The 5,004-nt window shown below is 70.0% G+C and carries 5 protein-coding genes; all 5 read left to right on the top strand.

Annotated elements, in window-relative coordinates:
• Nucleotides 1-357, top strand: a 357-nt coding sequence (locus JWR81_RS20070; RefSeq protein ID WP_297654981.1) for a DUF1772 domain-containing protein, incomplete at its 5' end; no start/stop codon positions are given.
• Nucleotides 358-774: 417 nt separating this feature from the next.
• The gene (locus JWR81_RS20065) at nt 775-1,656 is read left to right on the top strand and encodes an LLM class flavin-dependent oxidoreductase (protein WP_297654979.1); all 882 of its coding nucleotides are present in this window, start codon (nt 775-777) and stop codon (nt 1,654-1,656) included.
• Nucleotides 1,657-2,403: 747 nt separating this feature from the next.
• On the top strand, nt 2,404-3,540 hold the full coding sequence (locus tag JWR81_RS20060; protein WP_297654976.1) for a DUF1611 domain-containing protein: 1,137 nt from the start codon (nt 2,404-2,406) through the stop codon (nt 3,538-3,540).
• Nucleotides 3,537-4,685: a hypothetical protein gene (locus JWR81_RS20055; RefSeq protein ID WP_297654973.1), complete on the top strand. Its 1,149-nt coding sequence runs from the start codon at nt 3,537-3,539 to the stop codon at nt 4,683-4,685. The genes JWR81_RS20060 and JWR81_RS20055 overlap by 4 nt, the downstream gene beginning before the upstream one ends.
• A gap of 124 nt (nt 4,686-4,809) precedes the next feature.
• The coding region (locus JWR81_RS20050) for a hypothetical protein (RefSeq protein WP_297654970.1) at nt 4,810-5,004 on the top strand (195 nt) is incomplete at its 3' end.

Genomic DNA, 5,004 nt, shown 5'->3' with positions numbered 1-5,004 from the left:
GAGGACCGCGCACACATCCAGGCCCGGGTGGCGCTCGTACGCAGCCTGAAGGTGATCGTCCCGATCCTCATGATCCCCACCGTCCTCGTCGGGATCGCGGTGCTGGTCGTCAGCGGCACCGGTGACGGCGTCGTGTTCCGGTGGGCGGGAGTGATCGCCCTGGTCGCATTCGTGCTCTTCTCGTTCCTGGGGACCGTGCCGATCAACATGCGGGTGAACGACTGGCAGGCCGACGCACCGCCCGCGGGTTGGGAGGCCACCGTGCTCCGGTGGGAGCGGATCGACGTCTTCCGGTCCTCGGCCGCGATCGTCGCCTTCCTCTGCTTCGTCGTCGCGGTGGTGCTGCGGCTCCCCTGAGCTCGGCACATTCCTGGCCCGGGAGACCGCGGCCGCGTCCGCCCCCGTCGCCCTGCCCGTCCCCGCGGCGGCGGCGAACGCCGCACCGACCTGCCGTCCCCGAGCTGATCGCGACCCCGCGGGTCCGCCCGCGACGTCCTCGGCCACCGCCGGTCACCCGGGCCGACTCCGGGAAATGGGGGAGTTCCGACCACCGACTCGCTGACCACGGCCCTCAGCCACACCCCCAGGCCGACGGGGCAGGCCGCGCCAGGTCCGTCGCCGCCGCTGGGCGTACCGACGGCGCACCCGCCGCTCAGCGACTGCTGGCAGACGTCGAGCGCTGATCCGCGGTCCCGACCGCGTTTGGGCCCCCGGCCGGGGGGTATCGCTCCGCGTCGGGACCGCCGTCGCGCGGTCGGGCCCTTGGAGGGTTCTATGGACATCGGCATCGGCCTTCCGGCGGCCGTCCGTGGCACCGACGGCGCAACGATCGTCGAGTGGACGAGGGCGGCCGAGGAGGTCGGCTTCTCGAGCGTCGGCGTGCTGGACCGCATCGTGTACGACAACTACGACCCGATCCCGGTGCTCGGCGCCGCGGCCGCCGTCACGGACATCCGGCTGCTCGGGACGGTGTTGCTCGCCCCCTTCCGGGGCGGCGGCGCCGTGGTGGCGAAGCAGCTCGCCAGCGTGGACCGGCTGAGCCTCGGGCGGCTCACCGTCGCGGTCGTGACCGGCGACCGCGAGGACGACTACGTCGCCTCCCGGGCCGACATCAACCGGCGGGGCCGCGCCCAGGACCAGATGCTGGAGGAGATGTGCCAGATCTGGCGGGGGGTGGCGGCCGGCGGGACCGGCTCGATCGGCCCGCTGCCCGCGCAGCCCGGCGGCCCGCCCGTCCTGGTCGGGGGGAACGGACCTGCCACGATCCGCCGGGTCGTCCGACACGGCGCCGGGTGGATCGCGGACGGCGGCGGGCCGGAAGCGTTCCGCCGCACCGCGGACCTCGTGCTCTCGGCCTGGACCGACGGCGGCCGGGAGGGGGTGCCGTACCTGGCGGCGATCGGCCACTTCGCGCTCGGCCGGGACGGCCGCCTCGCTGCCCGTCGCTACCTCACCGACTACTACGGCTACCGCGGCGAGGCCGCGGCCGAGGCCATCGCCGAACGGGCCCTCACCGACACCGACACCCTGCGGCGTGAGATCGACGGGTACGCCGAGGCGGGGTGCGACGAGCTGGTGCTCTTTCCCTGCTCTGCCGACCCCGACCAGGTCGATCTGCTCGCCCGCGCCACGCTGACGGCCGAGACCGCACGGTGACAGGTCTTCGTCGCGGGTGGGTGCCGTGTGGTGGGGCGAGCGCGGGATAAGTCGCATCCAGCGGATGCCCTTCTATCGGGGACCAATGTGATCGTGGCAAGCCACATTCTCCCAGCTCAGAAGGGCATTCGTGCGTCACGACTCACCCCGCCGGCATATTTTCACGGTGATCCAGGCACTCAGCCAACCATGCGCAATTCGGCAAGCTGAACGACGGCGCAGCGGGGGATCATCGAGTCCACGGCCGACGATCGAAATAACGCTCCTTGCACGTCGGTCAAGGAAGGGTACGATACGAAGGTGTCTCCAGCGGGGACACTCACGGTACTTGTACTGCTACTGCCAGTGCTTAGTTCGCTCGGGGTTTGCCGAATAGGCCGGAGCGGATACCGGCTCCGGAAAGATCGGGGACGTCACCGATTGTGAGCCGGAGACCTGACGAGATCGTGGGCAGGCACCACCCGCTCTCGTTGCCCAGCAGCGACGACCGAGTCGACGCCAGAGAGGCGACGCGTCCTCGGACGCACCCGTCTGTTACCAGCCTGAACTGACCGCCGCAGGCGAAGTCGACGGCCTGCAGTCGCTGCCGGTTGACGGACAAGGAGCGCACCATCCGGGACAGACGACGCACGACACGATCTTCGTCAGCCAGTGGATGCCGGCGAAAGGATCATCGACGCCTTGGTTCTTCTGCCGAGGCTCCGAGCGCCTAGTTCCGGCCGCGCGCGCGTCGGGTGACGTGGACGCATGTCACCGAAGCGGCTGCGGCCGATGCAAGCAAGCAGCGCGGAAATGACCATTTGTGAGCGCGGATATCGATACGTGGGCGCGGATATCCGGTTCGAGTTCCAGCACGGGGGGCTAGTGATGCAACAGTTTCTGGATGCCAAGTGGAGTTATGTCACCCGTGGGGTGGTTGATCGTGGGGCGGCCGGGCTGGGGAGCCTTGATCGTGAGCCGCGGTTGGGGGATCTCGTGGCGGCCAGGGTGCTGGACGTGCAGGCTCACGACCATCTGGAGAACACGAATGGCCGGCAGGTCCGGTTGTATTCGGGGGATGTGGTGGTGGGGGCGTTCGGTAATCGGTATGCGACTGATTACTACGAAGGGTATCTGCCGACGGGGTCGGTGGCCCACCTGTTGACCGCGGGTGGTGTGGTCGGGCGGGTGGCCTCGGCGCACGCGCGGCGTGGTGAGCCCACGGTGCTGGAGGTGCTGGGCTTGTTGGCCGATCGGTCCGGTCGGCCGTTGTCGCTGGATGGATGTGCGATGGCGGCGCCCGTGTCGGCGCGGGCCGAGTTGGGCACGTTCGTGGTGGTGGGTTCGTCGATGGGGGCGGGGAAGACCACGACGGCGGCGGCGTTGGTGCAGGGGTGGTCACGCGCCGGGTTGCGGGTGGGGGCGGGCAAGGTAACCGGTTCGGGGAGCGGGAAGGACCGGTGGATGTATCAGGACGCCGGGGCGGCTGAGATCGTGGATTTCCTGGATTTCGGGATGGCGTCGACGTTCGGTTATCCGCCGCAGCGGTTGCGGGCCACGATGGTCGGGATCCGGGACGCACTGGTCGGGCGAGGTGCGTCGGTGGTGGTGTTGGAGATCGCCGACGGGTTGTTGCAACAGGAGACCCGGGGGTTGGCCGCAGGTTTGGCGGGGTTCGCGGACGGGGTGGTGCTGGCGGTGGCCGATGCGCTCAGCGCCGTGGCCGGGGTCCGGATCATGGCGGATCTGGGTGCCCCGGTGCGGGCGGTGAGTGGGTTGTTGACGGCGAGTCCGTTGGCGTCGCGCGAAGCGGCGGCGGCGACCGGGCTTCCGGTGTTGTCGCCGGAGGAGCTGATCGCCGGTGGTGCGCTGGAGCTGTTGAGCGGTGCGGCGGTTCCGGCATGACCCGCGCGGCGGTCTACCTCCCCCCCGACCGGCGCGGCTGCTCCGAAGGGCGCAACGGGTCCGAGGGGCGGGGTGGGCCGGGGCGGCTCGGGGAGGCCGAATTGGATGTCCTCGAGGTCGGGTCGGCGCACGTGGTCTTGCCCGAGGCCACGATCCGCGACGAGCGCGGCGGAGCGTTGTTCACCGGCGGCGGCCCGGGCGGAGGGTTGGTGTTCGACCCTTCCGCCGGTGGCGGTCCGTTGGCCGGTGCGGCGGCCGACCGGGCGGCACGGGCGTTCGGGGTGGTCAACGTTGCCTTTCACACCCAGCGGGCGCTGCGGTACGTAAACGGGCTGCTGGGACATCCGCTGCCTCGTCTGATGGTGCGCATCGGGATGCACGAGCAGTCCCGCCGGTGGAGCGGCGGGCACTACCGGCTGCCCGGCCAGGGGGTGGGGGCCGACCCGGACGCGGCCAGCCCGGCCGGGGAGGTGCATCTGGGTGGGGGCGCGGGTTTCGCCGCCACCTCCGACACAGACCGGTATTTCCTTGCGCCCGCGCACAACTCCGCCATCGTCTGCCACGAGGTCGGCCACCACGTGTGCCGGCACACCGCGGACCTCCGGCTCAACCGGCTGCGCCCGCCTGGGCAGCAGACCAACAAGAAGACCGCGCTGGACGAAGGCACCGCCGATGTGATCACTGCGATGCTGCTGGGCACCCCAGACATCTACGGCTGGCACCGCCACAGGATCCCGCAGACCGAACAACGACGCCGCAAACTCGACCCCCGCTGGACGATGGCCCACTTCCGGGGCGGGCCCCACAGCGACCCCCACGCCGATGGCACCGTCTGGGCCTCCGCGTGCTGGAGCGCCCGCCAACGGGTCACCAACACCGGCGTCGACCCCACCCGCTTCGACACCCTGCTGCTACGCGGGCTGGAACTGGCCGGACGCGACAACCCTGCAGGCCTCATCGGTGACGCCCTCCGCGAACGGCGCCACTTCTCCCGGCTCATGGCCGCCATGGCCCAAGCCGACCCCGTCCTCGCTCCCCACGTCGTGGCCGCCATGTCCGAACACGGCATCCATCTCGGCATCAGCAACAACGACCTCTCCCGAGCAGCCCGAGCAAACCCCAGCCGACTGGTGGACGCATATTGAGCGATCCGGAAATCGACGGTGGTTGCTGGACCCGAAATGATCTCAAGGCGTGCTACCACACGGACAGCGCTGCCCTGCCCATTCCGGAGCGCTTCTTCTTTCTGTACGCCGTACGCACCTCCCAATGCGGCACAGCGGACTCGGCACCGCTGACGTCGTCCTCGCTGCGGGAGAAGGTCGCAACAAGGCTGGTGACGAACTTTTCGACCTCCTGATCCACGATTCCTGGGACGCGTTACCCGAGCAGATCCGCGAAGAGTTCGTGACCCGCCGTACGGCTTCGACCGGATGGGGGTCCAACCCACGGCAGGAATCAGAC

It is taken from the genome of Pseudonocardia sp. (assembly GCF_025965585.1).
GTDB lineage: Bacteria > Actinomycetota > Actinomycetes > Mycobacteriales > Pseudonocardiaceae > Pseudonocardia.
The sequence above is the reverse complement of the archived record's forward strand: the minus strand, read 5'-3'. Positions and strand labels throughout refer to the sequence as shown.